The following is a 16,599-nucleotide window of genomic DNA, read 5'->3' as shown; positions in this document are numbered from 1 at the left end:
AATTCCGAGTACATTAATGTCTGAATTGTCTTTTGCCGAACTCGGCCTGGATCCAGCTGTCCTTGAAGCTGTTGCCGCCGTCGGCTATGAAAAACCCTCTCCCATACAGGCCCAGACTATTCCTGCGCTGTTGGCCGGTAAGCACTTGCTGGGTGTTGCCCAGACCGGTACCGGGAAAACCGCCGCTTTTGCGCTGCCGTTGCTGAGCCGCATTGACGCCTCTCTCATGGAGCCGCAGATTCTGGTTTTGGCGCCCACACGCGAGCTGGCCATTCAGGTGGCCGAGGCGTTTACCACCTACGCCAGCAAGTTCCGTAACTTCCATGTACTGCCGATCTATGGTGGCCAGGATTTCTTCCCCCAGATCAAGGGCCTGCGCCGCGGCGCCCAGGTGATCGTGGGCACCCCTGGCCGCATGCTGGACCACCTGCGCAAGGGCACCCTGAAGCTGGACAGCCTCAAGGCCCTGGTGCTGGACGAAGCCGATGAGATGCTTCGCATGGGCTTTATCGATGACGTGGAAGCGATTCTGGCGAAGACCCCGGAAAACTGCCAGCGCGCGCTCTTCTCCGCGACCATGCCACCGCAGATCAAGAAAGTTGCCCAGACCTATCTGCGCGATGCCACGGAAGTCAAAATCGAGAGCGAAACCCGCACGGTAGAGCGCATCTCGCAATTTGTACTGCCGGTGTATGCCGAGCGCAAACTGGACGCCCTGACCCGCATCCTTGAAGTGGAACCCTTGGACGCCGCCATCATCTTCGTGCGCACCAAGGCGGAAACCACGCTGCTGGCGGAAAAACTGTCAGCCCGCGGACATGCCGTGGCACCGCTGAACGGCGACCTGAACCAGCGTCAACGTGAGCAGACAGTGGAAGACCTCCGGCGCGGCAAGAAGGACATCATCGTAGCCACAGACGTAGCGGCGCGCGGCCTGGACGTGCCCCGCATTACCCACGTTATCAACTACGACGTGCCTTACGACACTGAAGCCTATATCCACCGGGTTGGCCGTACCGGTCGCGCTGGCCGCGAAGGCAAGGCGATTCTGCTGGTCACTCCCCGTGAGCGCAGCTGGCTACGTACGCTTGAGCGTGCCACCAACTCGCCGATGGAGTCCTACGAATTGCCCTCGCCAAACGCATTGAAGAAAATGCGCGAGGAGCAGTTTGAATCGCAACTGTTGGGCTTTGCCGAGGATGGCAAGCTGGCCAAGGCGATGTCGCTGCTGGATGAGATTGCAGAACGCAACGATATGGACATTGCGATGGTAGCCGGAGCCCTGGCCTGCTATCTGGAGGCGTCCCAGCCGGGCTCATTGCCCCTGGAGCAGCCAGAAGCACTGCCAGTTGTTTCGGCGACGGCACCACCACGTCGTGACCGCAAGGGTGGCGGTGGCCGCCCGGGTGGCAAGCCAGGATTCAAACCCGGCTTCAAGAAGGGCCCCAAGGGCCGTGGCGGCCCCGGCCAGAAGGGCAAGCCCCCGGGCAAAGGCGGCAAGCCCGCCGGTAAGCGCCCGCCCCGTCAGGGCTGATTGGTGCGCTGATAGACTACGAAGCTGTAGTCGTATGGGTTGTTGTCGGACGCGGAGAAATCCTCCCGTCCGATTTCTTCCCACTCTTCCCAGTTTACTTCCGGAAAGAACGCATCTCCCTCCACCTCGGCGTGCACCTGGGTGATGTAGATCCGGTCTACCATCGGCAGGACTTCTGCGTAAATCTGTCCGCCACCGATGATCATCACTTCGTCTCCGCCTTCAATCTCGGCCTGAGCTTCAGCTTTCACCAACGCTTCGTCCAGTGACTTTGCAGCGACCGTTCCGGCGGGTGCTTCCCATTCCGGGTTCCGGGATATAACCACGTTCATCCGCCCGGGCAATGGCCGGCCAATAGAGTCCCAGGTTTTCCGCCCCATGATGATGGGCTTGCCCATGGTGGCCTGCTTGAAGTACTTCAGATCCCCCGGCAGATACCATGGCAGCTTGTTATTACGGCCGATGACCCGGTTTTGGGACATGGCCACTATCAGGGCTTTCCTCATTGGTTGTTTATCCTCTTGCTTGGGAGCTGCCCGGATCCGGGGCCCTCGGGGTTTCGGGGGCTGCAAGAGGGCGGGAAGACGTGTCCAAAAAACGCCTCAAGGCATCCATGCGCGGCTTGGGCTCCGCCATCCATGGCTCCGCACATTTTTGGACACGTCTTCCCGCCCTCTCACGATTCAACGATACAGTCAGCTGATCCACGATCATTGCGGGATAGAGCACTTAACTGAGCTTAATTCGAAATAGCCCCTTAGTCTGGCTTAACCTTGCAGATAATCGAACTCTGTTGTTCCGTCGCAGGTCAGCGGGTGGGGCTTTCAGGAAATGTGCGGAGCCATGGATGGCGGAGCCCAAGCCGCACACGGACGTCTTGAGGCGTTTTCCTGAAAGCCCCACCCGCTGACCTGCAGCCCCCGAAACCAAAGGGCCGGAAACCAGGCCAAAAGGTCAAATAGCAATAGGCGCCTTAATCCCGGGATAAGGCTCATACCCGTCAAACTCGAAATCCTCCAGCTCGTACTCAAAGATCGATGAAGGCTTCCGTTTGATCACCAGTTTAGGCAACGCCCGGGGCGACCGTTTCAACTGCTCGAAGACAATGTCGTCGGTCAGGTGGTTCTGGTACAGGTGACAGTCGCCAAACGTATGCACGAACTCCCCGACACCCAGATCACACTGCTGGGCGATCATGTGGGTCAGCAACGCATACGACGCGATATTGAACGGCACGCCCAGGAACAGGTCGGCGCTGCGCTGGTAGAGCTGGCAGGAGAGTTTGCCGTCGGCGACGTAGAACTGGAACAGGCAGTGGCACGGGGCCAGCGCCATGCGGCCCTGGCGGACGTTGTCCTGGGGGCCAATGGATTCGTCCGGGAGTTCTGCCGGGTTCCAGGCGGACACAATTAGCCGGCGGGAGTTGGGCTTGTTGCGGATCTGGTCGATCACATCGCTGATCTGGTCCACCGTACTGCCATCCGGGCATTGCCAGCTACGCCACTGCTTGCCGTAGATGGGGCCCAGATCGCCATTCTCCAGCGCCCATTCGTTCCATATGGACACGTTGCGTTCTTTCAGCCAGTTATTGTCGGTTGAGCCCTGAAGGAACCACAACAGTTCCTGGATGATGCTGCGCAGGTGAACTTTCTTGGTGGTCACCAGGGGGAAGCCTTCCTGTAGGTTGAAGCGCATCTGGCGACCGAACACCGAGCGGGTACCGACGCCGGTGCGGTCACCGCGGTCCATGCCGTTGTCTACCACGTCTTTCATCAGGTCGAGATAGGCTTTCATTCAGCGTTTCTCCGGTATGCAAAAACCATCAGTGCAACGCCCGCAACAATCATCGGGAATGACAACACCTGCCCCATGGTCAGCCAGTCGAAAGCCAGGTAGCCCAGTTGCGGGTCCGGCTGGCGAACAAATTCCACCAGGAAGCGGAAGACGCCGTAGCATGCCAGGAACAGGCCGGACACCGCCATGCGGGGGCGTGGTTTGGAGGAAAACCACCACAGGATAATGAAGAATACGACGCCTTCAAGGGCGAACTGGTAAAGCTGGGACGGGTGCCTTGCCAGGGCGTCCGGAGCGGTGCGGAAGAGCATGCCCCAGGGAACGTCCGTTGGTTTGCCCCAGAGTTCACCGTTGATGAAGTTACCGATGCGGCCAGCGCCCAGACCCACCGGTACCAGAGGCGCGACGAAGTCCGCTATTTGCCAGAAGGTTCGGTCCACCTTGCGGCCGAACCACCACATGGCAAACATCACGCCCAATAGGCCACCATGGAAGGACATGCCGCCTTCCCATACCCGGAACAACATCAATGGATCCGCCGCAAAGGCACCAAAGTTGTAGAAGATCACATAGCCGAAGCGGCCACCGAGTATGACACCGAGGGCAATGTAGAACAGCATGTCCCCCATCTGGACTTCGGTGATCGGTGACCAGGGTTTACGCGCGCGGAGGCGCCCCAACCACCAGCCCACGAGAAATCCGACCAGGTAGGTCAAGCCATACCAGTGTATTTTCAAAGGCCCGATGGCGATGGCCACCGGATCGATTTGCGGATGCTGAAGCATCAATAACCCCTCAGGTCATAACAGGAAGCGGATACCCACCACGATCAACACGATGGCGAAGATTTTTTTCAACAGGGCCGCGTCCAGGCGGTGAGCCAGGTTGGCCCCGACACGGGCGAACAAAACACTGGTCAGGGCAATACCCAGCAACGCCGGCAGGTAAATGAACCCCAAACTGAGTTCCGGCAGATGCGGGTTCCGCCAGCCGGTACCGATATTTGCAAGTGCGCCAGCGATGGCAATGGGGAGCCCGCAGGCGGCAGAGGTCCCTACCGCCTGCTGCATTCGTACGTTGCACCAACTCAGGAACGGAACAGTCAGCGTACCGCCGCCAATACCAAAAATGGCCGACGCCCAGCCGATACCGGCGCCGGCACTGCCCAGGCCAACGGAACCGGGCACATCGCGGCCGGGTGTCGGATTTGCGCCGAACAGCATTTTCAGCGCCACCAGGATGACAAACACGCCGATGATCAGTTCCAGGGCCTCACCACTGAGCATGGAGGCTGTCCAGGCACCGAGGACAGCACCGACGACAATGCCTGCCGTCATAGGGCGAAAAACGTCCCAGCGAACGGCCTTGTGAAGGGAGTGGGAACGTATGGAACTAAGGGACGTAAAGACGATGGTCGCCAAAGACGTGCCAACGGCCAAGTGGGCGGTGATGTCGCCACTAACGCCCTGAAGGTCGAAACTGAAGATCAGGACAGGGACAATCACCAGCCCGCCGCCAATACCAAAGAGGCCGGCCATGGTGCCCGCGAGGGCTCCCAGGGCGAGATACAGGCCAATTACAGCAATCAGGGTCATACTCAGCCACACGCAGACAACAAATCAGGCTGGTATGATACACACCGACGCCCTTTTGTTCACTCGCCACTGATGAGCCCACCATGTGCCTGATTGTTTTTTCCGTGCGCCAGCATCCCGCCTTCCCCCTGGTGGTCGCCGCCAATCGCGATGAGTTCTTTCGCAGGCCCACAGCAACTATGGACTGGTGGTATAGCGAGACCGCAGGTCGCGATGTGCTGGCTGGCCGTGACCTGCTGTCCGGGGGCACCTGGCTGGCTGTGGATGGTGCCGGCCAGGTCTCTGCTGTCACCAATGTGAGGGAAGGCACCCAGGTACAAGGCACCCATTCCCGGGGCGAGCTTCCGTTACTGGCGCTGGCCGAAGAAAACAACGCCCTGGAAGCCCGACTGCAACAACACAAGGGACGTTATTCCGGGTTCAATCTGGTCAGGCTGGACGGACAGGCCGGCTGGTATTTCAGCAACCGCGATGCCCACCCCGGGCGCCATGTTCACCGGGGCACCTACGGCCTGAGCAATCACCTTCTGCAAACCCCCTGGCCAAAACTGCTCCGGCTCCGGAACTCAGTAACCAGCCTGCTTGAGGATGCCTCTTCAGAAAATACCGATGAACTCCATCAGCGTCTTATCGAGCGCTTGCAGGACACCACGCCTGCACCGGACCAAGAATTACCGGACACCGGCGTTGGCAGGGACACGGAGCGCTTTTTGTCATCGCCCTTTATTGTTGGGAGCGATTACGGCACCCGGGCGACCACCGTGGTCACTGTCAGTGCTTCCGGTGATATCCGGGTGACAGAGCAGGGTTGGGGCCCTGAAGGTGAAAAGGAGGACATAAGGCGGTTCCGCTGGCAGCGGTCTGCCTGAAGCTTTGATATAATCCGCCAAATTCCGCGAAGCAACCGGAGGCCCCTATGGCCGGTGAGAAAAGCGCGGCGTCCATCGCCGACTTTGAAAAATCCCTGGATGAACTGGAGAAGCTGGTCCACGACCTGGAACAGGGCGAACTGTCCCTGGAGCAGTCACTCACGGCTTTCGAACGCGGTGTGAAGCTTACCCGCGAATGCCAGCAGGCGCTCAAGACTGCGGAGCAGCGAGTGGAACAACTGGTTGAGAACAGCGATGGCACTCTGGAAACCAGACCTTTTACCCCGGACGAATCTGCCTGATGCCAACACCGAACACCCGCCTGACGACGTTCCTGGACAACTGCCGCAACCGGATTGATGCGGAGCTGGAGCGTCAGCTTTCCTCCGCTGGCAACGGGTCTGAGCGCCTTCAGGCGGCCATGCGTTACAGCGTACTGGGCGGGGGCAAGCGTATTCGCCCCGCCCTGTGCCTGGCAGCTGCGGCAGCCGTTGGACAGGCGCACGAAAATGCCATTGTTCCTGCGAGCGCCCTGGAACTGATCCACGCCTATTCGCTGATTCACGATGACCTTCCGGCAATGGACGATGACGAACTGCGCCGGGGCCGCGCCACCACCCACATTGCCTTTGACGAGGCCACTGCCATATTGGCGGGCGATGCCCTGCAGACCATGGCCTTCGGCTGGCTGGCTGAAGCACCAGGGCTGGTCGATCAGGTTCGCCTGGCGATGATCCGCGAACTGGCCTCCGCCAGCGGTCACCTGGGTATGGTTGGGGGCCAGGCGATCGATCTGGAATCCGTGGGCAAAAGCCTGACCATTGAGCAGTTGGAGAAGATGCACCGCCACAAGACCGGAGCCCTGATTGCTGCCAGTGTGCGAATGGGCGCCCTGACCGCTGCGGATGTGACCGAAGACCAACTGGCAGCCCTTACCATTTATTCACAAACCCTTGGGCTGGCATTCCAGGTACAGGACGACCTGCTGGATATCGAAGGCGACACCACGGTGATTGGCAAACCCCAGGGATCGGACCTTGCCCGCGCCAAGCCAACCTACCCGTCGCTGCTGGGAACCGCCGGTGCCAGGGACTACCTGTCGCAGTTGCTGGAGTCCGCGCTGGCCAGTCTGGAAGGCTTCGGCAAGGAAGGTGACCTACTCAGGGACATGGCCGGTTACGTGGTGGCCCGCACCCATTGATCCACGGCCGCACTGGCATGCACACTGACCATGAAGGACTGGAAGGGCCCGGCTGGCCCAATCAGTATGAAACCGGGTGCCTTCATCCCCTATAATAGAACTTACATTTTGACCACCCGGAAAAGACCCGAGCAGATGCAGGATACATATACATTCAAGGAAATCCCGTCCCAACGGCCCAACACGCCGCTGCTGGACAGGATTGACACTCCCGGGCAGTTGCGTGAGCTGGCAGCGGATCAGCTGACCCAACTGGCACGGGAGCTTCGCGCGTTCCTGCTGTGGTCAGTGGGACAGACCGGCGGCCACTTCGGTGCCGGCCTTGGCGTTCTGGAACTGACCGTTGCCCTGCACTATGTGTTCAATACGCCGGAAGATCGCCTGGTATGGGATGTTGGCCACCAGGCCTATCCTCACAAGATCCTGACCGGTCGTAAGGGGCGCATGAACAGCATTCGCCGCAAGGGGGGCCTGGCAGGCTTCCCGAAACGGGCCGAGAGTGAATACGACACCTTCGGCGTGGGGCATTCCAGCACCTCCATCAGTGCCGCCCTGGGCATGGCCATTGCCTCCCGCATGCAGGGCACTGGCCGCAAGAGTATTGCCATCATCGGCGATGGTGCCATGACCGCCGGCATGGCCTTTGAAGCACTGAACCACGCGGGGCACCTGGATGCCAACATGCTGGTTATCCTCAACGATAACGACATGTCGATTTCCCGCAATGTGGGGGGGCTGTCGAACTATTTCGCCAAACTGCTGGCAAGCCGCACCTACAACCAGGTTCGCGACAGCAGCAAGCGTGTGTTGCAGGGCACGCCACAACTGATGGCCCTGGCCCGCAAGACCGAGGAACACTTCAAGGGCATGATTTCTCCGGGCACCCTGTTTGAGGAACTCGGCTTCAATTACATCGGCCCCATTGATGGTCACGACCTGCCGCTGCTGGTGGAAACCCTGGAAAACATCCGCGAGCTGGACGGGCCACAATTCCTCCACGTGGTCACCACCAAGGGCAAGGGCTTTGCCCCGGCCGAGGCGGACCCCATCGGCTACCACGCCATCAACAAGATCGAACCGGTGCCGCCCAGCAAGCCAGAGCCGGTCGCACCCAAACCGTCCAAGCCGAAGTACGCCAATGTCTTTGGCCAGTGGCTGTGCGACGCTGCGGAGGCCGACGAACGCATCGTGGGCATCACCCCGGCCATGTGCGAAGGCTCGGACCTGCTGGCCTTCTCCCAGCGTTTTCCGGACCGCTATTTCGACGTCGCCATCGCTGAACAACATTCCGTGACCCTGGCCGCCGGCCTCGCCTGCGATGGCGCCAAACCGGTGGTTGCCATCTATTCAACCTTCCTGCAGCGCGCCTACGACCAGGTGATCCACGACGTGGCCATACAGAACCTGGATGTGTTGTTCGCTATTGACCGTGCCGGCCTGGTGGGCGAAGACGGCCCCACCCATGCCGGCGCCTTTGACATCAGCTATCTGCGTTGCGTCCCCAATATGATCGTGATGACGCCGTCCGATGAAAATGAAACCCGACAGTTGCTGCATACCGGCATGCTGTTCGAGGGTCCCGCAGCGGTACGCTACCCACGCGGAACCGGCCCCGGCGCCGAGATTGTCCGGGAACTGGCCCCCCTGCCCATCGGCAAGGGGCGTGTGGTAAGAGAGGGTTCAGGCATTGCCATCCTCAACTTTGGCACCCTGCTGACGCCTGCCATGGAAGCGGCGAAGGCACTGGGCGCAACCGTGGCGGATATGCGGTTTGTGAAGCCGCTGGATAAGGAATTGATCCTGTCGCTGGCAGAGCAACACGACCTGCTGGTGACCATCGAGGAAAACGCCATCGCCGGCGGTGCCGGCAGTGCCGTGACGGAGTTGCTCAACAGTCATGATGTCAGCCAGCCGGTACTGCAGATTGGCCTGCCAGACACCTTCATCGACCACGGCAAGCACGGGGAGTTGCTGTCTTCCTGTGGCCTGGACGCTGAAGGTATTCAGGGCTCCATTGAAACCCGCCTGGAGCGCATGAAATACAACCAGTCGCTCAAGGCGGTTCAGTAAGCAGGTTACCGGAAAAAATCAGACGGCGGGGTCGTCGTCCTGGTGGGTCTCGAACCAGTGGCCAAGCTTGCTCTGCTTGGTGTTCAGGTAATGCTCATTGTGGGGGTTGCGCCCCACGTGCAGCGGCACACGTTCGGCAATCTCAATTCCCAGTTCGGTGAGGGCGTCGACCTTGCGGGGATTGTTGGTCATCAGCTTCAGGCTGTGGATGCCGAGATGCTCCAGCATATCCCGGCACATACTGTAGTCGCGCAGGTCCGCCGCGAATCCGAGTTGCTCGTTGGCCTCGACTGTATCAGCGCCCTGGTCCTGGAGGTTGTATGCACGGATCTTGTTCAGCAGACCAATACCACGCCCTTCCTGACGCAGATACATCAGAATACCGCGACCTTCCCGGGCAATACTGCGCAGGGCCTCTTCCAACTGGTAACCACAGTCACACCGCATGCTGTAGAGCGCATCGCCGGTCAGGCATTCCGAGTGAGTCCGTGCCAGCATTGGCTCGGGACTGCCAAGATCACCCAGCGTGAGCGCCACATGTTCCTTCCCGGTGTCCGGCTCTTCAAAACCGTGCATGTCGAAAACGCCGAAGGGGGTTGGCAACCGGCATGTCTGGATGTAACGAACGGCCACAGTGCTTCCTCGTGGTTCAGTCAATCGGGCCGCGCATTCTATCACGTGGCCACCTTCCTGGCGTAGTCTCTGCACGGTCATTCCTCCGGTTAGGCTGATGTATACAGCACTTACGATCCGGAGCCTGGAGCAGACCAGTGGCCGCTGCGACCGCCCTTCTTCTCCAACAGGCGAACATTGTCCACCACCATGCCGCGATCGACGGCCTTGCACATATCGTACAGGGTCAGAGCTGCCACGCTGGCGGCTGTCAATGCCTCCATCTCCACGCCTGTCTGCCCGGAGAGCTTGCACAGGGTAGCGATATGAACGGAGGCACCGTCGTCGCCCGGCGTCAGGTCCACCTTGACCGAGGTCAGGTTGAGCGCGTGACACAGTGGAATCAGTTCATGGGTCTTCTTGGCAGCCATAATGCCGGCAATCCGGGCCACCGCAAGTACGTCCCCCTTGGGGTGCTGGCCCTCCACAATCATTGCCAGGGTTTCCGGCGCCATCCGGATCAGGGCCTCTGCCCTGGCCTCACGTTCGGTGACGGCCTTGGAGGTCACATCCACCATGCGCGCGGCGCCTTTATCGTCAAGATGCGTCAGTTTGCTCACAGGGTCTCCCGGTGATCATTGATGAAGGTGGTATTGGGCCTATCATACCAGAGCACGCAAGCCCTGCGGCCTGATCAATATCAGACCCGTGGCCACCAGAAACTGATACCGGCAATACCCTGGGCGCCAGCACGGCGGGCTTCGGCAACGTCCTGCGGAGAAAGCCCTCCCAGGGCGTAAACAGGGACCGTAGCGGCTGCAACAAGTTCCCGGAAACGGCCCCAGCCCATCCCTGGCGCACCGGGATGAGAGGGTGTGGGCTTAACCGGACCAAGGGTAATGAAATCCGCCTGTAACTGCCCGGCGTGGGCAATCTCCTCCTCGTTATGGCACGAGATCGCCAGCAGGTATCCGCTGGGTACCGGCCGTGCTGAGTGCTGCCTCGCTTCCTGCCAGGGAAGATGCAAGCCGGAGACCCCGGGGGAATGCTCAAGCAACGACGGCGCGCCATGAAGCATCAGCGCGGATTCGCTAGCCTGGCAGACCTCCAGTGACCAGTCCGCAAGCTCGACATAGACCTCTTCACTGAATTCCGGCGCCCGGAGCAGGCACAGTTCAGGGGGTGCCTCCTTCACGCGCTCTTGCACCTGTTTAAGGAAAGCCTCCGCACTTAAGGCCGAACCGGTAATGGCATAGTGGCGTGGCAGCCGCAACGCCCTGATAATCGGCCGGTTTGCAGCAGGGAAGTCAGCATCGGCCAGTTCCCGGACATCCAGCCAGCGTATTTCCTGCCCTTCGCGGCCTTCCGGTTCACCCTCGGCCGTTGACGTTTCCCAGACATCGAGAATTACCCGCTTGTCACCGTAGTCATGACGAATCTCTATGACCGGTTCAAGGGTATCAGGGGGTATCCGCAACCCGGTTTCTTCCCTGATCTCCCTAACCAGCGCCTGCTGGACCGTTTCTCCGGCCTCAACCTTGCCACCCGGAAACTCAAGCAGACCACCCTGGTGGACGTGGTCCGGGCGACGGGCAATCAGCACGTTTCCCTCGCGAAAGATAACCCCAACCGCGACGTGAATATCCTGAACAGCCGTCATAATCAGGTACGGTACTCCGCATTGATGGTCACATAGTCGTGGGAGAAGTCGCAGGTCCAGACCCGCTCCATGACATCACCACGCCGGAGGTCAATGTGAATGGTAATCTCCTCGCCATCCATCACCGCCTGCCCCCGGGATTCGCTGTAGTCCTCGGCGCGGCCGCCGTTGCGCACCAGGCAGACATCCCCCAGCCATATCTCCAGGGCATTGAGATCCAGCCTTTCAACACCCGCACGGCCCACCGCTGCCAGTATCCGACCCCAGTTGGGGTCGGACGCAAACAGCGCAGTCTTGACCAGCGGTGAGTGCGCCACGGTATAGGCCACATCCAGCGCTTCCTGTACCGAGCCCGCGCGGCTGACCTCAATGGTCACAAACTTGGTCGCACCTTCGCCGTCCCGGACAATGGCATGCGCCAACTCCAGGAACACCTCGCGCAGGGCGTCCCTGAGTGTCGGCAGACAGGGACTGTCGGCGGTAATCTCCGGACCACTGTACTGGCCGCTGGCCATCAGCATGCAGGCGTCGTTGGTGGAGGTATCGCCGTCAATGGTGATGCGATTAAAGGATTTCTCACCGAGCTCCGAGGCCAGGGAGGACAACACATCCGGCGCAATCTTCGCGTCGGTGGCAATAAAACCCAGCATGGTGGCCATGTTCGGGCGAATCATACCAGCACCCTTGCTGATACCGGAGATGGAAACGGTGTGGCCGTCCAGGTCGATCTGGCGGGTCGCCCCCTTGGGGCGGGTATCCGTGGTCATGATCCCGGAGGCGGCCTCAGCCCAGTGGGATTCTGACACATCCGCCAGCGCCTGCGGCAGGGCTCCGACGATCTTCGCCACCGGCAAGGGCTCCCCAATGACGCCGGTGGAAAACGGCAGCACCGAGCCTGAAGCAACACCCGCATGGTCCGCCAGTGCCTGACAGCAGGCCTGGGCATCTTTCATGCCCTGTTCGCCAGTGCCTGCATTGGCGTTACCGGTATTGATCAACAGGTAACGTGGCGCGTCACTGGCAAGGTGGTTCCGGGTTACATGGACCGGGGCCGCACAGAACTGGTTACGGGTAAAGATTCCGGCCACGCGGCTACCGGGGGCCAGCTCAATAACGACCAGATCTTTCTTGCCCGGTTTCTTGATGCCGGCGCTACCAATACCCAGCCCGACACCGGCCACCGGATAAAATGTCGGCAAGGCTCCTGGACCAACTGCCATCTTCACTCTCCTTTCGTCATGATCGGTCTGTGTCCGGCAGACCGGCCGGAACGCCGGTTACCAAACGAAAAACCCGCAGCCTGAATCAATCAGGGTGCGGGTCATTATGCTACTGGTCAGTGCAGGGAATCAGCTGACCTTTCCGCAGCACTGCTTGTATTTCTTGCCAGACCCGCAAGGACAAGGTTCATTACGACCCACTTTCCGGTCCTGTCGCACGAAGGTTTCCGGTGTTCCCTGCGGCTGCTGGGCACCGGAACCACCGGCATTTTCATCCTGCCGGTGCTGGGCGGTGGCGCTGGTCTCGTCGTGGCGCAGGCGGGCCTGGGCAAGCTCGCGCTCAAGCTCTTCCTTGCGGCGACGCTCCACTTCTTCCATTTCTTCACGGCTCTGCACACGAACATGGGAAAGCACCCGCACCACGTCACGCTTCATGGTTTCAAGCATGCTTTCAAACAGGTTGAAGGCCTCGCGCTTGTATTCCTGCTTGGGGTTCTTCTGGGCGTACCCCCGCAGATGGATACCACGGCGAAGGTGGTCCATGTTTGAGAGGTGTTCTTTCCACAGGGTATCGAGTACCTGCAGGAACACCTGCTTCTCGAACTTGCGCATGGGCTCGGAACCGGCCAGCTCCTCCTTGGCCTCGTACGCCGCGACGATCTCTTCCAGAATGCGCTGACGGAGATTCTCTTCGTAAAGCTTGCTGTCTTCGTCCAGCCACGTCTGAATGGGAAGATTGATAGCCATTTCCGATTGAAGCTGGCTCTCCAGGCCGGCAACATCCCATTGTTCCGGCATGCTCTGGGGCGGAATGAACTCACTGACCAGCGAATCCACCACATCTTCACGGATGGTCTTGATCATGTCGGAAATGTCTTCCGAGGACATAACCTCGTTACGCTGATCGTAGATAACCGTACGCTGGTCGTTGGCAACGTCATCGTATTCCAGCAGGGTTTTCCGCATATCAAAGTTGCGGCCTTCCACCTTGCGCTGGGATTTTTCAATGGCGTTGGTGACCATGCGGTGTTCGATGGCCTCGCCCTTCTTCATGCCCATGGCCTGCATCAGGCTCTTTACCCGGTCCGGGGCGAAGATCCGCATCAGGTTATCTTCCAGGGACAGGAAGAAGCGTGAGGAGCCAGGATCCCCCTGACGACCGGCACGGCCCCGGAGCTGGTTGTCGATACGGCGGGACTCATGGCGCTCGGTACCGATTATATGCAGGCCACCAGCCTCCAGCACCTGGTTATGACGCTCCGTCCACTCGGCCTTGATACGGGCTGCCTCTTCTTCCGTGGGGTTCTCCATACCCGCGACTTCAAACTCCCAGTTGCCACCCAGTACGATGTCGGTACCACGGCCCGCCATGTTGGTGGCAATGGTAACCGCACCCGGGCGGCCGGCCTGGGCGATGATCTGGGCTTCACTTTCGTGCTGTTTGGCGTTGAGGATCTTGTGGTCGATCCGCGCCTTCTTGAGCAGCATGGACAACAGCTCGGACGCCTCGATGGAGGCGGTACCCACCAGAATAGGGCGGCCCTCGGCGGTAACGTCCTTGATCTCGTCGATGATGGCGTGGAATTTTTCTTCCTGGGTCAGGTAGATCAGGTCGTTGTAGTCGATCCGCTGAATCGGCTTGTTGGGCGGAATAACGACAACGTCAAGGCCGTAAATCTGGCGGAATTCGAACGCTTCCGTGTCGGCGGTACCGGTCATGCCGGCCAGTTTGTCGTATAGCCGGAAATAGTTCTGGAAGGTGGTGGAGGCCAGGGTCTGGCTCTCTGCCTGGATACGGACACCTTCCTTGGCCTCAATCGCCTGGTGCAGGCCCTCACTCCAGCGACGCCCCGGCATGGTACGGCCAGTGTGCTCGTCAACGATCACCACCTGGTCGCCCTGAACGATGTAGTCCACGTCTTTCTGGAACAGATGGTGAGCCCTGAGGGCGGAATGGACGTGGTGCAACAGGCTGAGGTTGGCGGCGGAATAGAGGCTCTCACCTTCCTTCAGCAGCCCCCTCTCCAGTAGCAGCTCTTCCACTTTCTCGTGACCGTTCTCGGTCAACTCTACCTGGCGCGATTTCTCATCAATGGTGAAATCGCCGCTGGGCTCACCTTCTTCCTCACTGACTTCGCCCTCTTCAAGGCTTGGCACCAGTTCGTTGATGGCCAGATACAGTTTCGAACTGTCTTCCGCTGCCCCGGAAATAATCAGCGGGGTGCGGGCTTCATCAATCAGGATGGAATCCACTTCGTCCACGATGGCGAAGTGCAGGCTGCGCTGCACCTTGTCTTCAGTGCTGAACGCCATGTTGTCCCGCAGATAATCAAAGCCGAATTCGTTATTGGTGCCGTAGGTGATATCGGCCTGATACGCCGCCCGTTTTTCTTCCGGGGGCTGGCCCGCAGCCACAACACCCACCTGAAGACCCAGGAAGCGGTAGAGCTTTCCCATCCACTCAGCGTCCCGGCGTGCCAGATAGTCGTTCACGGTTACCAGATGAACACCTTTGCCAGTGAGGGCATTCAGGTACACGGCCAGGGTTGCCACCAGGGTTTTACCCTCGCCGGTTTTCATCTCGGAAATCCGGCCTTCATGAAGCGTTATACCGCCAATCATCTGCACGTCGTAATGGCGCATTCCCATCACCCGCCGGCTTGCCTCCCTGGTGGTGGCAAAGGCTTCCGGAAGCAGTGCATCAAGACTCTCGCCTTCTTCGTAACGGCGGCGAAATTCTGCGGTCTTACCCTGCAACTCTGTGTCGGACAAATTGCCATACTGCTCTTCAAGCTCGTTGATACGCGATACGGTTTTGCGCATTCGCTTGATTTCTCTGGCGTTCTTACTGCCGAACATCTTGGTTGCAAGCTTTGTGAACATAGACCACTGCTTCTTTGATTAAACGGAGGAAGCCGGCATTCTAACCTTATTTCGCGGCAGTACAAAAGTCAGGCCTCACAGAAGCCTGTCACAACGCTGAAAAGATTGGAAAAAGATAGCCGGACCGGGGCAACAGGAAGAAATCAGGCGCCCTTTGAGGCGCCTCAGCAGACGCCTAGCGGCTGGCCCGCTTGATATAGGTTTCGGGGTTCTCGGATTTGCCGTTGCGGATAACTTCGAAATGCACGTGAGGGCCGGTAGAGCGCCCTGTGCTGCCCATCAATGCCAGCACCTGGCCCTTCTGGACAACATCGCCCACCTTGACCTTGATGGCCTTGGCATGCGCGTAGCGGGTTACCAGGCCATCACCATGATCCACTGCAACGAGGTTGCCGTAACCATAGCGCTCATCTGCATAGGTAACCACACCGCCGGCAACGGCTATGATATCGCTGCCTTCCTTGCCAGCCAGGTCCACGCCGGCATGCCAGGTGCGTTTGCCCGTGAAAGGATCGGAACGATAGCCATATTTCGACGACAGCCACCCCCAGGTAATGGGGCGACCTTCCACGAAAAGCTGGTTTTCGAGTTTCTGGCGGGAGGCGACCATATCCAGCATGCGCAGTTGTTGCTCCCGGTCCTCGATACGGCTCCTGAGCTGATCAATCATATTGGTCAGCTCAGGAGCCGTGAAAGAGTCACCGTCGAGACTTTCCTCAGGGCCACCAACAGCAGCCGGCTGGTCAAAGTCGAACTCATCGCTGGCCACCAGGCCGGATTCCAGAAAGCGCTGGCCGAGAGCATCAAGCCTCAGGAGGCGCCCCTGCATCTCACCCAGCCGCAGCGTCAGGGCGTCAACCTGCTGCTGGACATTCTGTTCAATCCGGGACAGTTCAGTCTTTTGCTCACTCAGCCTGGACTGCCACTCTGCCACCAGTTCTGATTCAGCAGGTTCGGCCGGTTCAATCTGGCTCACAGCCACCCGGTAACCAGACCAACCCGCCAGTACCAACAGTGCGGTCACGGTAAACACCAGTCCTGCCAGGACCGGGGCATTTATCGAAACCGTACGGGATTTCCCATGGCGTTTGCCAACGAGGATAATATTCATATCGTCTTCTGGTTTCATGGGGACGCAACCTGATCCTGTAGTGTTGCATC

General features: G+C 59.5%; 15 protein-coding genes. 5 read left to right on the top strand and 10 right to left on the bottom strand.

Translation table 11 applies throughout. From position 1 onward, the window contains the following. The first annotated feature begins 16 nt into the window (after window positions 1-16). A complete protein-coding gene (locus NLU14_RS18485; protein WP_275709335.1) occupies window positions 17-1,534 on the top strand; it encodes a DEAD/DEAH box helicase in 1,518 nt (505 codons plus the stop codon). Here NLU14_RS18485 and NLU14_RS18480 read toward each other — a convergent pair. The 4 genes from NLU14_RS18480 to NLU14_RS18465 all read right to left on the bottom strand — a co-directional run bounded on the left by NLU14_RS18480 (window position 1,525) and on the right by NLU14_RS18465 (window position 4,923). Continuing rightward, window positions 1,525-2,040: a dihydrofolate reductase gene (locus NLU14_RS18480; protein ID WP_275709333.1), complete on the bottom strand. Its 516-nt coding sequence runs from the start codon at window positions 2,038-2,040 to the stop codon at window positions 1,525-1,527. The genes NLU14_RS18485 and NLU14_RS18480 overlap by 10 nt on opposite strands. Before the next feature lie 448 nt (window positions 2,041-2,488). After that, complete coding sequence (locus NLU14_RS18475) at window positions 2,489-3,328, bottom strand: thymidylate synthase (protein ID WP_275709331.1); 840 nt, start codon at window positions 3,326-3,328, stop codon at window positions 2,489-2,491. Continuing rightward, complete coding sequence (gene lgt / locus NLU14_RS18470; RefSeq protein WP_275709329.1) at window positions 3,325-4,113, bottom strand: prolipoprotein diacylglyceryl transferase; 789 nt, start codon at window positions 4,111-4,113, stop codon at window positions 3,325-3,327. Before lgt ends, NLU14_RS18475 begins: the two co-directional genes overlap by 4 nt. A 15-nt stretch (window positions 4,114-4,128) precedes the next feature. Next, window positions 4,129-4,923, bottom strand: coding sequence for a sulfite exporter TauE/SafE family protein (locus NLU14_RS18465; protein WP_275709327.1), 795 nt, complete (start codon window positions 4,921-4,923; stop codon window positions 4,129-4,131). Window positions 4,924-5,006: 83 nt separating this feature from the next. Here NLU14_RS18465 and NLU14_RS18460 point away from each other — a divergent pair, with 83 nt between their 5' ends. From NLU14_RS18460 to dxs, 4 genes are all read left to right on the top strand, one after another. Further along, the gene (locus NLU14_RS18460) at window positions 5,007-5,792 is read left to right on the top strand and encodes an NRDE family protein (RefSeq protein WP_275709325.1); all 786 of its coding nucleotides are present in this window, start codon (window positions 5,007-5,009) and stop codon (window positions 5,790-5,792) included. Window positions 5,793-5,839: 47 nt separating this feature from the next. After that, entirely contained in the window at window positions 5,840-6,094 is a 255-nt protein-coding gene (locus NLU14_RS18455) for an exodeoxyribonuclease VII small subunit (protein WP_275709323.1), read from the top strand. Continuing rightward, complete coding sequence (locus NLU14_RS18450; RefSeq protein ID WP_275709321.1) at window positions 6,094-6,993, top strand: polyprenyl synthetase family protein; 900 nt, start codon at window positions 6,094-6,096, stop codon at window positions 6,991-6,993. The genes NLU14_RS18455 and NLU14_RS18450 overlap by 1 nt, the downstream gene beginning before the upstream one ends. 135 nt (window positions 6,994-7,128) lie before the next feature. After that, window positions 7,129-9,063, top strand: a complete 1,935-nt coding sequence (gene dxs, locus NLU14_RS18445) for a 1-deoxy-D-xylulose-5-phosphate synthase (protein WP_275709319.1) — start codon at window positions 7,129-7,131, stop codon at window positions 9,061-9,063. An 18-nt stretch (window positions 9,064-9,081) separates the two neighbouring features. On the opposite strand, the gene ribA is transcribed toward dxs, so the two are convergent. The 6 genes from ribA to NLU14_RS18415 form a co-directional block, all read right to left on the bottom strand. Next, complete coding sequence (ribA, locus tag NLU14_RS18440; RefSeq protein ID WP_275709317.1) at window positions 9,082-9,696, bottom strand: GTP cyclohydrolase II; 615 nt, start codon at window positions 9,694-9,696, stop codon at window positions 9,082-9,084. A 110-nt stretch (window positions 9,697-9,806) separates the two neighbouring features. Further along, complete coding sequence (moaC, locus tag NLU14_RS18435; RefSeq protein ID WP_275709315.1) at window positions 9,807-10,295, bottom strand: cyclic pyranopterin monophosphate synthase MoaC; 489 nt, start codon at window positions 10,293-10,295, stop codon at window positions 9,807-9,809. A gap of 80 nt (window positions 10,296-10,375) precedes the next feature. Next, a complete protein-coding gene (locus NLU14_RS18430; protein WP_275709313.1) occupies window positions 10,376-11,335 on the bottom strand; it encodes a Nudix family hydrolase in 960 nt (319 codons plus the stop codon). A 2-nt stretch (window positions 11,336-11,337) separates the two neighbouring features. Next, entirely contained in the window at window positions 11,338-12,555 is a 1,218-nt protein-coding gene (gene argJ, locus NLU14_RS18425) for a bifunctional glutamate N-acetyltransferase/amino-acid acetyltransferase ArgJ (protein WP_275709311.1), read from the bottom strand. Between the two features lie 129 nt (window positions 12,556-12,684). Next, a complete protein-coding gene (secA, locus tag NLU14_RS18420) occupies window positions 12,685-15,438 on the bottom strand; it encodes a preprotein translocase subunit SecA (RefSeq protein WP_275709309.1) in 2,754 nt (917 codons plus the stop codon). A 175-nt stretch (window positions 15,439-15,613) separates the two neighbouring features. Then, window positions 15,614-16,567: a M23 family metallopeptidase gene (locus NLU14_RS18415; RefSeq protein WP_275709308.1), complete on the bottom strand. Its 954-nt coding sequence runs from the start codon at window positions 16,565-16,567 to the stop codon at window positions 15,614-15,616. Between the last annotated feature and the right edge of the window lie 32 nt (window positions 16,568-16,599).

Source organism: Marinobacter iranensis (genome assembly GCF_029207565.1).
Lineage (GTDB): Bacteria > Pseudomonadota > Gammaproteobacteria > Pseudomonadales > Oleiphilaceae > Marinobacter > Marinobacter iranensis.
This window is presented reverse-complemented; position numbering and strand designations above follow the sequence as displayed.